The sequence below is a fragment of the Candidatus Methylomicrobium oryzae genome, from assembly GCF_016745425.1.
Classification (GTDB): Bacteria; Pseudomonadota; Gammaproteobacteria; order Methylococcales; family Methylomonadaceae; genus Methylomicrobium; species Methylomicrobium oryzae.
In genome coordinates this window covers 30,663-43,059 of sequence record NZ_JAERVK010000006.1, presented here as the reverse complement: position 1 = coordinate 43,059, position 12,397 = coordinate 30,663, and the positions used below count along the sequence as shown (strand labels likewise).

The 12,397-nt window shown below is 45.3% G+C and carries 10 protein-coding genes and 2 pseudogenes; 2 read left to right on the top strand and 10 right to left on the bottom strand.

What is annotated here, in order from left to right:
* Positions 1-28: 28 nt before the first annotated feature.
* Positions 29-1,648, top strand: coding sequence for a glycosyltransferase family protein (locus JJL52_RS08140; RefSeq protein ID WP_202051909.1), 1,620 nt, complete (start codon positions 29-31; stop codon positions 1,646-1,648).
* 310 nt (positions 1,649-1,958) lie between these two features.
* Here JJL52_RS08140 and JJL52_RS21750 read toward each other — a convergent pair.
* A pseudogene (locus tag JJL52_RS21750) lies at positions 1,959-2,127 on the bottom strand (IS630-like element ISCARN102 family transposase); the annotation flags it as partial.
* A gap of 605 nt (positions 2,128-2,732) precedes the next feature.
* Here JJL52_RS21750 and JJL52_RS08130 point away from each other — a divergent pair.
* A complete protein-coding gene (locus tag JJL52_RS08130) occupies positions 2,733-2,987 on the top strand; it encodes a hypothetical protein (protein WP_202051907.1) in 255 nt (84 codons plus the stop codon).
* A 435-nt stretch (positions 2,988-3,422) separates the two neighbouring features.
* On the opposite strand, the gene JJL52_RS08125 is transcribed toward JJL52_RS08130, so the two are convergent.
* The 9 genes and pseudogenes from JJL52_RS08125 to tnpA all read right to left on the bottom strand — a co-directional run bounded on the left by JJL52_RS08125 (position 3,423) and on the right by tnpA (position 11,952).
* On the bottom strand, positions 3,423-3,770 hold the full coding sequence (locus tag JJL52_RS08125; protein WP_202051906.1) for a hypothetical protein: 348 nt from the start codon (positions 3,768-3,770) through the stop codon (positions 3,423-3,425).
* A 304-nt stretch (positions 3,771-4,074) separates the two neighbouring features.
* Positions 4,075-4,560 (bottom strand): hypothetical protein, encoded by a 486-nt coding sequence (locus JJL52_RS08120; protein ID WP_202051905.1) that lies wholly within the window; start codon positions 4,558-4,560, stop codon positions 4,075-4,077.
* Between the two features lie 32 nt (positions 4,561-4,592).
* Positions 4,593-5,369 carry a hypothetical protein gene (locus JJL52_RS08115; RefSeq protein WP_202051904.1) on the bottom strand — a complete coding sequence of 259 codons (777 nt, stop codon included), beginning with the start codon at positions 5,367-5,369 and terminating at the stop codon, positions 4,593-4,595.
* A gap of 39 nt (positions 5,370-5,408) precedes the next feature.
* Positions 5,409-5,771 (bottom strand): hypothetical protein, encoded by a 363-nt coding sequence (locus JJL52_RS08110; RefSeq protein WP_202051903.1) that lies wholly within the window; start codon positions 5,769-5,771, stop codon positions 5,409-5,411.
* Between the two features lie 354 nt (positions 5,772-6,125).
* Positions 6,126-8,573 (bottom strand): phage/plasmid primase, P4 family, encoded by a 2,448-nt coding sequence (locus tag JJL52_RS08105; protein WP_202051902.1) that lies wholly within the window; start codon positions 8,571-8,573, stop codon positions 6,126-6,128.
* Between the two features lie 126 nt (positions 8,574-8,699).
* Positions 8,700-8,933, bottom strand: a complete 234-nt coding sequence (locus tag JJL52_RS08100) for a hypothetical protein (RefSeq protein ID WP_202051901.1) — start codon at positions 8,931-8,933, stop codon at positions 8,700-8,702.
* Between the two features lie 135 nt (positions 8,934-9,068).
* Positions 9,069-10,040, bottom strand: coding sequence for a hypothetical protein (locus JJL52_RS08095; RefSeq protein WP_202051900.1), 972 nt, complete (start codon positions 10,038-10,040; stop codon positions 9,069-9,071).
* Entirely contained in the window at positions 10,037-11,107 is a 1,071-nt protein-coding gene (locus JJL52_RS08090) for a tyrosine-type recombinase/integrase (protein ID WP_202051899.1), read from the bottom strand. Before JJL52_RS08090 ends, JJL52_RS08095 begins: the two co-directional genes overlap by 4 nt.
* A gap of 449 nt (positions 11,108-11,556) precedes the next feature.
* A pseudogene (gene tnpA / locus JJL52_RS08085) lies at positions 11,557-11,952 on the bottom strand (IS200/IS605 family transposase).
* Between the last annotated feature and the right edge of the window lie 445 nt (positions 11,953-12,397).

Below are 12,397 nucleotides of genomic sequence, written 5' to 3'. Positions count from 1 at the left end.
TTGATATTCTTATTATTAGTCTGAATTAATGACCTTGCTGACTAATCAAGTATTTGACTTGTTTAATCGATTTAGACTGTCGATTATTGTTTTTATAAGTTTTTTCGCAATGGTCATGGTACTCAATATGGCGTTAATAAACATGCCGCCAGTATGGGATAGTGTTGCAGTTTTTTCCTCAGCGATTTACTTATATGAACATGATTTCGATATTTTCGGCCTTTTGAGACAGGACGGCTATGTCAATGGCGGGCCGAATATTCATAGTTTGAGTATCATCAGTTTTATAACGTATCTTTTTATTTTACTGGGTAAAGGTAAGCAGGAGTTTTTTTTTCCCGCGCTTCATATTGTGCAGTTTTTCTTTGTAGCTTTGGTACTCACGTGTACATTCTTTGCTGCATCAAAGATATTTGGACGGTTACTTGGCATTTTAATTACGCTTACCGTTCTTTTTTATCCGTTATTTCTTGTCCAGGCAGGTTATCTTTATACAGAGATTCCGGGGGCAGCATTCTTCATGTGTGCGCTTTGTGCCTGGGCATCGCGTTACATGCTGATTTCTCTAATTATGGCTGCATTAGCCTGCATGGTAAAAAGCTTTGGCATCGTCTTAATAAGTTCTCTGGTTATTCTCATACTTTTTGATAAATTCATATCCAGAAAGGATAAAATGATATGGGTTACCAGTTTAATTGCAGTCGTTATCGGTATTGAGCTGTTTAAGTTTATATTCTCCTCGACATTAAAATATACTCTTGGACTAAAAGGCTATTTTTACTATTTTATTTCCATTTTTTCTACTCTGAATGTTGTACCTGATTTGAAGTTACTCGTGACGGTTGCGCTGGTCATGCCGTGGGTATTTAGCTTAAATTGGAAGTCCGGCAAACAAGTCAATGCTATTAGCGCAATTTCGAATATGGTCAGTGGCGATATATCGCAGCGATTACTTGTTTCGGTTTATCTAGTCCCGATCATTTTTGTAGGATTTATTGCAGCGATTCCCTTGAGCGGCACCCTGTTTTTCCCATTGCTTCGGTATTACATTTGGATTTTACCGTTATTATTGATGGGTGCGCTTTATGCCGGCTTATTGGCTATTAGAGCTTATCGTCAGAATTTGCCCATCGCTAGCGAGAATAAAGTATTGGTTGTGTTTCTGGTTGGGTTGATTTTCTTTTTTTCAGCTAATCGAGACGGACGCTATTATCCTTCATTATTGGAAAGTGAGATGTATTCTTTTAGTTTGGTAGAACGAAGCTACGAGTATATCGATTTTTATAAAATCCAGCATGATAGTGTTGTCAGTCTTGCCCAATTGCAAAAGGAATTACCGGTATTTGTAACCCGTGGTGAGTACTACTTCATGTCGAGTCCACTCATGGGTTATTTAAAAAAGAAGCCCAGAAAGATTTTTTTGTTAGTCAATAAACCTTATATAGATTCCAATCCATCTGATTTTCCTGATGATTTTTTAATGCTCGATATTCCAACACGGATACTCCATGGTGGTGGTGTCGTTAAACAAATTTTGGAAAAAGTTCGATCAGATTCCAATTACGCAGTTGAAGAATTAGCTCATCATCAGGTAGGTCCTTATAAAAGTACCATTTATCATATTTCAAAAATCACAAATCCGATCTAGTACTCTGCCACCACCTCGAAGGTGGGGTAAAGCTTGCGGAGTTTGATCCGAGCATCCGCCGCCGTGAACTGCCAGTTGGCTTTTACTTGGGCTTGGTTACGGCGCTGGGTCCACGCGACCAAGTGCCGAATTAAGTCAGCCCGCTCCCCGACGCGCTCCGGCAGATCGCGAGTCAGCGCGCTTAACTCGATTTCGGTTCTATCCCAGCCAATTGCCATGCTTTGGGGTATGGTGGATCTCCGGCGTTCGGCGATCCGCCGGGCTTCTGTCGGCGCGAAAGCGTCATACAGGCTGGCTACACCCTGGCGGACATAGACGCTATCGTAACGTTCCACCTGGCCCGGCGCCGCCGGCAGCGGTTTCCGCCCCTCACCGATCAATTGGGTGAAAGTCCCGTCCAGACAGACCACCGGGCGCGCGGCCTGGTAGGGCCGCTGATAAACTTCCAGAACATCTTCCATGTAAGCGACAAAGTCAGCGGAATGATCCACATTTTCCGAAGATGCGGTTTGAGTTCGTTTTTTTAAGCACACGCCGGCCGTTTTGTAGGAGAGAGTATCTGCATACCGACACCTTTTATTTTAGAGTTGACATAGGAGAAGTGAGTTATTGTCAAATCCATCTCATAAACGCTGGCTAGATTATGACGGATAACAAACGTTAAGCATTCTTGTCATTAAAAGCTATCTCTCCCGGCGGGTTTTTTGCCTTTTGTCAGGCAGAATGGAGAGTAAAGCTATGACCATCCTAATTCTGCACCTTAACTCCTATCATACCCGCTCGGCATCAGCCAGGAAGAGGTTGGTTTGTCGTGCTTTGCATAATCCGCCACCGGAATGGTTGCTCCGTTATCCGCTTGTCTCGACTATGACCAGATAACGGTCAAGGCCCCGCTTCAAAGAGACCGACGGCATGAGAAAGTTGCACGTTGCATTGCCATGACGGTGCAACGTGCAACATTTCAGCATTTTGGCGCAACATTACCCGCAACAGCTAACGCAACGCACAGCCTGAAAGCCGCGAAACTCAAGGCTTTCATGCTCAACGCAGAGCGCAATCGATACGCAATCACATCCGAAAAACAGTGCAACTTTTTGCTCGTTTTTTAATGCAAAAGTTGCGTTCGAGTTGCGGTCAAAACTGGGGGATTTTGGCAGTAGTCAGAGTGGCAAATCCTGAAAATAGCAGAAGCAAGAATAGCAAGGGCTTGCTTGAAAAATTCGGCGCAGTGCTGCCGAGAAATAGCGGGATAGCAAAAATAGCAGGATACTTGCTACTGAAAATCGCCACAATAATGCCAAGTAATGGCGGAATTGCAGGAATAGCAGCCGGCCCTTGATCCTCTCTAGGCTATCGATGTCGCGAAAGACAGGGGATGAAGCAAAGATGGAATAGCAGAATAGCGAGAATAGCAGGGGCGAACAGCTAAAAGTTTGCGTGGTTAGCCAGGGCAAGGGCAGGGTGGGCGTCCTGCTGATTACTATTGCTTTCTATTTCTCGCGGTGACCTATTGGTGACTCAGAAATAAAAAAGGCCTAGCGATTTCTCGCTAAGCCTTTGATTTATTTGGCTCCCCCGGACGGGCTCGAACCGCCGACCCGGTGATTAACAGTCAAATAAAATCAATAACCTATAAAGCTCTACAACAAACAATAACAAGTAATTCAAAAAGTTAATCCACATAATCGTTTGCTGATTGTTGCCGACTATTGCCTTTGTTTGCCTGCAAGTGTCCCATCAGTGCCCCATAAAATCTCTATAAAAACAGATAGGTTTAATCGTAGCTTTCATTTTCTGGAACCTCATAATTGGGTTCGGGGGGAGCATAAATGTCACCATCTCCGTCATTTACTTTTCTTCTATTGTTTGTATCATAGCTTGGAACTTCAAACGATTGACCAGTTTGAGTGTCAATGACATTGTTTCCACCAATGGATTCATAACGTTTCCCTGTCCTGGCATCATTAAATCCGCTCTCTCCCGTATTAACGCCACCTGAACACCCATAATAGACGCCCGCTTTATTACGCCAGCAGTGCATACCATTAGTCATACCAATGGATTCATCAGCGTTGGCAACAAGTGTGAATGACATTCCAGCTATCAATATAGCTCTATACATTTTATACTCCTATCGATAACCACTAAATATTAAGCTAATTCGAATGCAACTCCTGGCTTTTTCCCTAGTTGGTGCAATAGGTGATATTTTAGCGTCTTCAACATACGTTGATACAGAGGGAAATAACGCCAGCAAAAAAGAAAGAAATTATTTCACATTGTTATCCCGAGTCTACTCAATAATCTATATAAGCAGATAGCTTGAAGCGGAAAAGTGAATATAAAAAGCTTGATCTACACAGGATTTATGCAACAACACCTGTTTTCATCAGAAAAGGATAGCCGAATTGTTCAGTTTATGATGATCAATGGCAGGCTTGATAGGCTTTTTCGATTGCACTCCCATTACCAGGAATTGGAAATATAAAAGCTGGTCCATTTGGCGACATATAAGCCTTTAAAAATCTACCGATTTTCAATCTTTCTATCATTTCATCACTTCCCATAAAACCAGCTGCGAATCCATTATCATATTTAGTTCCAATCGTTTTCTCCGAATATGAATACTTATCATCAATAATAACTACCATATTATCTTTTGTCTCTTCATGCCTTTTCGGTATTTGGGGTCCAGCACCCTCAAAAAACATAGTTTCAATCTCTGGCCTACAGCCAAGCTTGGGATTAAAGTTAATCAAAAAAACACTATGGACATTGGGTCGTAGCGCTTTTGGGTGATCCATTAAGATCGAAACCATAGTGCCATTTTCTCTCCAGTAAATTGAAGACTGAGAAAAAACAGAGGGAATACAAAAAAATAATAGAACGATCAATAATAGTATTCTTTTCATGCAAAATTATTGTTATTTAGATTTATGAATAATCATTTTTTATGTGATTTATTAAAATTAGGTTTGCAAGCTTGCCAGCCGTCTGGAAAATATCCTGTAACGTTAAATTCTGTTAAATAAATTGATTTTTTTGTATCTATGATTTTCAAAATTAATTTTTTTGATTTATTTATTTTTTTCAATAAATATTCAGGATTTGGTGCCTCTAACACATAATGAGAAAAATCAGTAGATTCATTCCAATAGTCTATTTTATATGGTGCCTCGTCTATTTTATACTCAACCTTGATTTTATTATTTATGTATTTGTCAAGCTCTTCCCATGAATCTGTTGATGGGGATGATAGATACCCAGTATATTTACCATTGTAAATGGTTAAGCTAACAGAAAGGGCATGCTCGACCATGTTACAGCCAATAAATAACCTAAATCCGTTAGTGCCTTCAACAATTTTATAATCATCACTCAAATATTTCTCCATACAATAAGAAGTTGCTTGAGTAATGGTATTCGAAATATTACTGGACTTTATTTTGCCTAGAAGCTGTTCAGAAAACTTGTTATTTTTTTCTGAGGCATTTACTTCTTTCAATATTTCATATTCTTCTGTACTTAATCTTGAAGTTGCTTGCTTCGATATACACAAACAATATGTCTCTCTGAATAAAGTCGGGATTTTGCTTTCCTTATTAAAGCTGGCTAAACATAATTCTTTAACTACATTATCTTTGGCTTGCACTCCTGTGCTAAAAAGTGTAGTTAGAAGAGGCCATAAACAAAAAAATGTAAAGGCACTTTTTGAAGTCATTACGATTTTTTTAATTTTTTAAGATATTAGTACAAAAGCTTATTTCACCTCAGTTGATCGTTTTCGCCTTTTCCTCTGATAATCAGCCTGATAAAACCGTTTCTTCCGCAGCATCGGATTATCTCCCCGTAAATTCCGATAAATTTGCCCATACACTTCTTCGAACGTACAACGGCTTCGATGATCGGCAGGCAGAAGGTAGCCCACGCGAAATACACTGAAAGCAGGTATATACTCCGGTTCGGCATTTAGCCTGCAAGCTTTATACCCCGCGCCATCCAGCCAATCGGTTATAGCCTGGAGTTCTTTCAATGTCACATGAACAATTGAAAACAACCTGCCATTGAGCGGAACTGTCGGACGGCCGCGTTTATTTCCTGTCGGATGGGCAATCAATCGCATCGGGATAAATTCCTATTCAAAATACAATTCACATATAGCGGGTTGTGTGTGAACATTGACGAGCCCTAATCTTATTCGTTTTTTACGCTATAAATAGGTAAAAATCACGCATTATTTTTCAACTCGCAGAATATGCGCCTTCGCGCTATGATCGCTTAGCCAAGCTGGGGTGTGTTGAGTTCACTCCAGGCCTATACCCCTTTCTCCTCTCGGCCGGGGCCTTTTCTCCCCCAGCCCCTAGATTGCCCGTCCCCCAGTCTTGATGTTGTGTCGCGGGGAGGATGGGGAGGATAAACGCTATTTTTATAAAAGTCCGTATAGAAACTTTACATAGAAAAGTTTATAAAACGGCCTTCAATCCTCCCCATCCTCCCTCGCTTGGCTAAGAACGGTGCTGCAATCATGCAGGTCTGCCGTTAAATCGATACCGAGGCCCAACCAGATAGAACGGCCGCGAGATTTCCGCTGCTGAAATCCTCGTTCTCCCAGTCGTCGACCGAGACTAATATTCGCGCCCGCCCTTAAACCGTTATCTATACACCATTGCTGGTAACTCCGATAAAGCTCCTGTGCCGAGGTTTCGGCCTGATCTGATTCTCGGCAGCACTCGGCCAGCCAACGCCCGATTAAATCCTGTTCTTCCTGATAATCCGCCGTCGCATTGCGGATGACTGCCGGCACCTCGGCGAGCCCGTGCTGTTGCCACTCCAAGCAGCCCTCCACCATCCAGGCCAAAATGTGGGAGGCTTCGGCTTTCAGCTTTTCCAATAGGTTAGGATCACGCTCCTTGTCTTTGAATATGCGCCTAAACGGGATAAGCCGCAGACGGCGCCAGATACCGACATCGTTCCCCTTGATGATGGGCTTATGGTTGCCCAAGATCATCAATTTGAACTGCGGAGTAAACTGGACCGGGCTCGTATAAAGCTTGCGCACACTGATTGTATCGCCTGCCGTCAAGCTCTTGATCAGCGATTCCGCCAGTGCAGCACCATCTTCCGTTTCCGAGCTCAGCGCCAGCCGAGCGCCGATTAAATCCGCCAGATCAGGACTGGCCGCCCCGGCCTGTCTTTTCGATTCGGTCAGGGTTTCGGTAGGTATGGCGCGCGCATAGTCGCCCATGATAAAGCGGAGCGTATCGGCCAGCACGCTTTTGCCATTTGCGCCCAAACCGTACAAAAACAGCAGGATTTGTTCACAGGTGGAACCGGTCATCAAATACCCGCACCAGCGCTTAAACCAGTCGATCAGCTCCGTATCGCCTTCGAATATCTGATCGAGAAAGGCAAGCCAGCGCTCCGCTTTGGTGGATTCGCCTATCGAATCGACTTGCAGCGATTTAGTCACGAAATCTCCAGGCAAAGCGGCTCGTGCTGTGCCGGTTCTTAAATCCAGTACCTGCCGGCCTTGGTCCAGCCCAACCAGAAACTCATCGGCATCGATGCACGCCAGCGTTATACGGAAAGGGTTGAAATCCTTCAATAGCGAAACAGCGGCATTGATCGTTTTTTCTTGCTGGCTCGTCCGCGCCCATTTCGCATAAAGCTCAGCGTCGGCAAGATATAAGCCGCCTTCTTGGTAAATCTGTTCGGGCAGTGTCCCGGCAAGACGGCGTATAGCAGCGCCGTCAATATCCCAATGCCAAGCAGCATCATGCCAATATAACCAAGCTTTCGCGTCGTACACATAATAAATGCGGCCTTCATGCGCATCGCTTAATCGCAAGGCATTCCCGTGTTCGGTCAAAGGCCGGGAGTGGGGAGTTCCGTCGCGTGCGTCGGTACCGGGCAATGCCGGCGGAGAAAAACGCGCTTGTTCCGAATTGGCTAAGCGGTTTTGGCAATGAAATAGGCGCCGGTTATGCTGGGTAATATCCGAACTCCAGTTCAGCGCTTTGTTCTGATCGCCGCCACATTCCAATAGCCTAAAACAATCGAACGGATCATGAGGCTTACCGTCGCTGAGCACATCGCCGCCATGCGAATAGACCCTCTCCCTGCCGTCCTTGCATTGCCGCAAGACCACAACGCCTGGCGCACCGGAGGCACTGCCGGGACGGAGATACCGGTCTTTGCCATAGGGCGTATAACCGTTACGAGTCAGAATATCCGATAAAGTATAAGCCTGATTAAACTCGGCGATAGGATCGCGGCTACTTGCAAAGGATTCGTATGGCTGGAGCTGACGCGGTAAGGGTTCCGATCTGTCCAGCGCCGACTCTGGAACCGGCTGAAAGCAGACCTTCCAGTCATCCCAGTGCCTCAGCATCTCCAGCAGAACCGGAGGCGCCTCGGGGATCGCCGCGGGATCGCCTATCAACTGATACGCACCGCCTTCCGGGTGGTGCCCGATAATTACATCCTGACAGCCATTTCCGGTGCGCAATTCGAAAATAGTCTGATTAGCCAACACCAGCTTTTTAGCCCCCTCACTAACAAAGCCATCCGGCAGCCGGAAAATCAGCTTTCCTTTATTCGCTTTCGGGCTCTGAATCTCGAAGCGGTAAGGATCGCTCAGCCACTCGGCAAGATCGACTCCCGCGACATCCGAGAACAATGCACGGGTTTGTTCAAGGTCATCGATATCAAGCGCCAGCGTACCGGAGGCGCCATGATAGAGGCCGAAATTGTAGCCCTCGCACTCGACGAAATCGGCCGGATTGTTGCTGTAGCCGTTCTTATTAACCTCACTGCGAGGCTGATTCCAACCCTTGCCCGGACCTTTCGTAGGGTTGCCGTCGCGGGATGGGATAGGGACAAGGCATAAGCCTGCGCTGCAAAGCGTTGAAATTGTATTATTCATTCAATCTGTTCCTGTTGCTTTGCCGGGTGCGTCCATTGCCAAAAACAGCTATAATAATCAGTCGTTTAAATTGCTTTGCTGTTTTAGGCAAGTCAGCCCCGGCTTCAGTAAGCGGTCGGGGCTTTTTTATTGGCCGTTGGATTGGCAGGCTTCCAACCACGCAAAATACTTCGGCTCATTGATCAGAACGCGCCGTCCATTGCGTACAATCGCGCCAGCGCGTTTTAAGCCGTTAGTTTCCTCATGGAAGATTTGATGGCGCACTCCGCCCACGGTAAATGCGGGATGGCGCTGGCAGAATTGCTTGACGGTGGAATAAATCCAGGCAGGGGTTATGGGGTCGAGTGTGGTCTGTGTCATCGGGATTGCCCTGATTCGTAGTTGAACAAGAATCGCCCGGACGTGCTGTTCGGGCTTGCGGCAATTCTCCAACCTAACCGAAAGAACAAACGGTGACGAGAGTTAAAATCCGTTATTGGGGCTTAAAATCTTCTATCAGGTTTTTTTCTGCCTTTTCTTTTTCTCTACTGAGGTATAGCTTTTCCACCGCTTCGTGAACGCGCTATGAGCTAAATGAGTAACGCCCGGCATCTCCAGCACGTCCTCGCCCTTTATTTTATTAGATGTGATTTCATAACCCTTTGGCGGATTGCGGCTTAATCTACCCCATGCTTGCGTCAGATTGGGCAAATGGTTGTGCTCATCATAGAATTCTCTCGTCATGTCGTCTATAACATCGAACCACGCATCTTTTTTGGCTGGTAGGTTCAGAAGCCCCGAATATCCAATATCGTTCTGTTCATCCCTCTCTTCAAATTTTGCAGTGAGAGTTTGTTCTTTTGAGTCCTGCGAATCGCCTAACCAGTCACTAATTAGTGAGTTTTCCGGGATTGGTACGCATTCGGCGAGACAGAAGTTCCGGTATTGTTCCGCTGTGACCATCGGATAACCTACGAAAGCTAATTCAAATTTAAATCCGTCTTGATGAATACCGTTAATACTCCATAGATAAGGAAATCCATTATGAAAGGCTTTGTGAACAAAACATTGCGTATCGCATCCGCAAGCATGCTGCGATAACTGTGTATATTCTCGCGAATTTACGCGGGATAAAAAGTCGATCCATCCACATGACGGAGTATGGGCTATTAAAAACTCATTCTCTCGGTCTACCTGAGATTTTCTCAGGCCTGAGTCAAGATGAGGATAACGTTTTATTTGCCGATTAATAACGCTTCCAGAAGAAGCCAAAAAACCCCTGTCACAACCAAATTTAAGCTTATCGAAGTCGAGCCCTCCTTCTTTTGCGGCGTCGTATAGATGCTCTATAAGTCCATTCCTTTTGAGTTCATCGTCGGCAAAATGCAGTTTGGCGGCTTGCGCCAAGGTCAAGCTCTCCGGCCAGTGATCGCCTTGCAAGTTTTTAACGATTTGTTGCGCCTTATGGAATGAGGCCAGGGATTTCATTGCGTCCCACCAAAAATCTTAGCGTTCATGCTGGCAACTACATTACTGACGTGCCCATCGCTCAAATGGGCATAGCGCTTCACCATTTGCAGGGTTTTATGGCCCAGAATCTCGGCGATTTCGGCCAAGCTGGCGCCGTCCATGGCTAGATAACTGGCAGTGCAATGCCTTAGGTCATGCCAGTGAAAATCGGTTATCTCAGCCTGTTTTAAGGCGGTTTCAAAGGGCTTTCTTAAATCGATGGGCTTATCTTTGTGTGTTTTGCCGGGGAACAGTAAATCGGTATCTAGCCGTCTTACCTTGGCATGCTCATGTAACAAATCCAGCCCATGACCGGCTAAAGGGACCCGCCGCCGCTCACCGTTCTTGGTTTCGTGCAGAATAATAAAGCCATCTTTTAAATTCACATCCTGCCACTTCAACCCCATTAATTCGCGTTGCCGCATTCCGGTTGAAAGAGCCAGGATTACGCATAAATACAGCCAGTCATTTGTTGATTGCTGGCAAGCAGTTAAAAAGCGTTCGCGTTCGTCATCATCCAAGAACCGAATCCTCCCTCGTGATTCCTTAGGTTTTTTAACTTTACGCATTGGTGAATCTTCAAGCCATTGCCATTCATTCACGGCAACAGTGAAAGCATGGGATAGCGCCGCCATATATCGAACAACGGTAGCGGGGCTGCGGGTTGTCCCGCGATTTGTCTCTCCGCTGGCAAGTTCATCCCGGTATTGAACAACCATGGCCGGAGTTACGTCGCTTAGGATATAAGCACCCATTTTATCTTTCCACCATTCGAGCTGTTGCTTTTGCTTGTCAACTTGCTTGGGCTTAGTGGGCAAAACCTCTTTTATATATCTGTCCACCAACTCGCCTAAGGTGTGCTTTTTGGCTTCGGCGGTTTTGAAGTGTCGGCCTTCCCGGATGGCTGATTCGGTAGCTGATGCCCATTTCTTAGCATCAGTTAGCCGGTCAAAAGTTGCTGATTGTGCCGGATAGCCTTTCAGTCTGACTTTAACCCGGAAGGAAATATCGCCATTCTCGGCGGTGCGTTTTTCGATGGTTGCCATATAAACCCCTAGGGGGCAATGGCGGTATAATTAGTAGTAGCCATTGCTTAACCCGATTCGTTAAGTGGTGGTTAGGGTCTGGCAGTGTTGGTGGCACTTCCAGGCCCGTTTTTTTGGTGTAAGGATATACTATAACAAAGCGCAAAAAATGGCACCAGGGGATAAGTAATCACATGTTCTTTTATCTATATAGTCTTATACGAAGCTAATAAGAATAGTAGTCTGCTTTGTATGGGACACTGTTGGGACTGCTAAAAATAGAAATAGGCCGAATTGGCTATTTTTTAGCCGGTCAATGGGGTGATTTTTTTGGAAGAATTTAGCTGTTTTAGCTAAGTGCTCTAGAGAGATGATTTTTGAATTCGACTACTAAACAACCACCGGCTAAAAGCCGGTGGGTTTGATTGACGGACTGAAAGTCCGGATACGCGTCGGCTCAACGACGCGTCTCAATCGGGTTCCATCTTAAAGTTATCGTTCGGATTAGGCTCAAAGTGATGTTCCAAATACTGCTGGATCATTTCTTCCGTCATCTGCCCAACAGTGGCGCAGAAATAGCCCCGTGCCCCAAAGTGTCGTCCCCAATAACGCTTTTTCAAGTGCGGAAACTCTTCGAACAGATAGCTCGAGGTTCGTCCTTTGATCCGTCTCATGATCTCGCTCGGCGCCAGATTCGGCGGCGCACTGACCAAAATATGCACGTGGTCTTTGCTCACCACACCTCGGATAATCCGAATCTCAAACGCTTCACAGGTTTGGCGAACCACTTCCCTAACCCGCTCCGCAATCTCGCCCCTGAGAACCTGATAACGCTATTTGGTTACCCAAACAAAATGATACTCAATCTAGAAAACCGTATGACTCCCGTATCTGTAATCCATCTCACACCTCATTGTGCTCTATTTTCGCAGCTAAAGCTGACCGGCTAAAGCCGGTGGTTTAAACCTGATGATGGAAAATTAAGCGGAGTATTTCAGTCAAGAGGGGTAGATATTCCCAGGGTCGGGTGCGCTAGGAAAAAAATTTCACACCTCGGCTGGATTTAAAAATGCAGCCAAATTTGGCTTACCGGATTTGTAAAAGTTTGGATTCAAGATGACAAACAACTGTAGGTATGGAATTGGCGCTTTCGGCCATTACCTGTCTATCAGGATAATTTAGATAATGGCGGGTAACGGCAACATTTTATCATTCGAGAAGACAGTAACTAAAAACATTCGACAGATCGTATCGAAATGTCGAATGTTGAATTTTTGCAACGTACTACCGCATGCCGCATATAGTGGACAT

Bases quoted from the DNA above. Each gene is read 5' to 3' on its own strand.
- JJL52_RS08140 (WP_202051909.1), top strand. From the start codon at position 29: ATGACCTTGCTGACTAATCAAGTATTTGACTTGTTTAATCGATTTAGA.
- JJL52_RS08125 (WP_202051906.1), bottom strand. From the start codon at position 3,770: ATGTATAGAGCTATATTGATAGCTGGAATGTCATTCACACTTGTTGCC.
- JJL52_RS08120 (WP_202051905.1), bottom strand. From the start codon at position 4,560: ATGAAAAGAATACTATTATTGATCGTTCTATTATTTTTTTGTATTCCC.
- JJL52_RS08115 (WP_202051904.1), bottom strand. From the start codon at position 5,369: ATGACTTCAAAAAGTGCCTTTACATTTTTTTGTTTATGGCCTCTTCTA.
- JJL52_RS08110 (WP_202051903.1), bottom strand. From the start codon at position 5,771: ATGCGATTGATTGCCCATCCGACAGGAAATAAACGCGGCCGTCCGACA.
- JJL52_RS08105 (WP_202051902.1), bottom strand. From the start codon at position 8,573: ATGAATAATACAATTTCAACGCTTTGCAGCGCAGGCTTATGCCTTGTC.
- JJL52_RS08100 (WP_202051901.1), bottom strand. From the start codon at position 8,933: ATGACACAGACCACACTCGACCCCATAACCCCTGCCTGGATTTATTCC.
- JJL52_RS08095 (WP_202051900.1), bottom strand. From the start codon at position 10,040: ATGAAATCCCTGGCCTCATTCCATAAGGCGCAACAAATCGTTAAAAAC.
- JJL52_RS08090 (WP_202051899.1), bottom strand. From the start codon at position 11,107: ATGGCAACCATCGAAAAACGCACCGCCGAGAATGGCGATATTTCCTTC.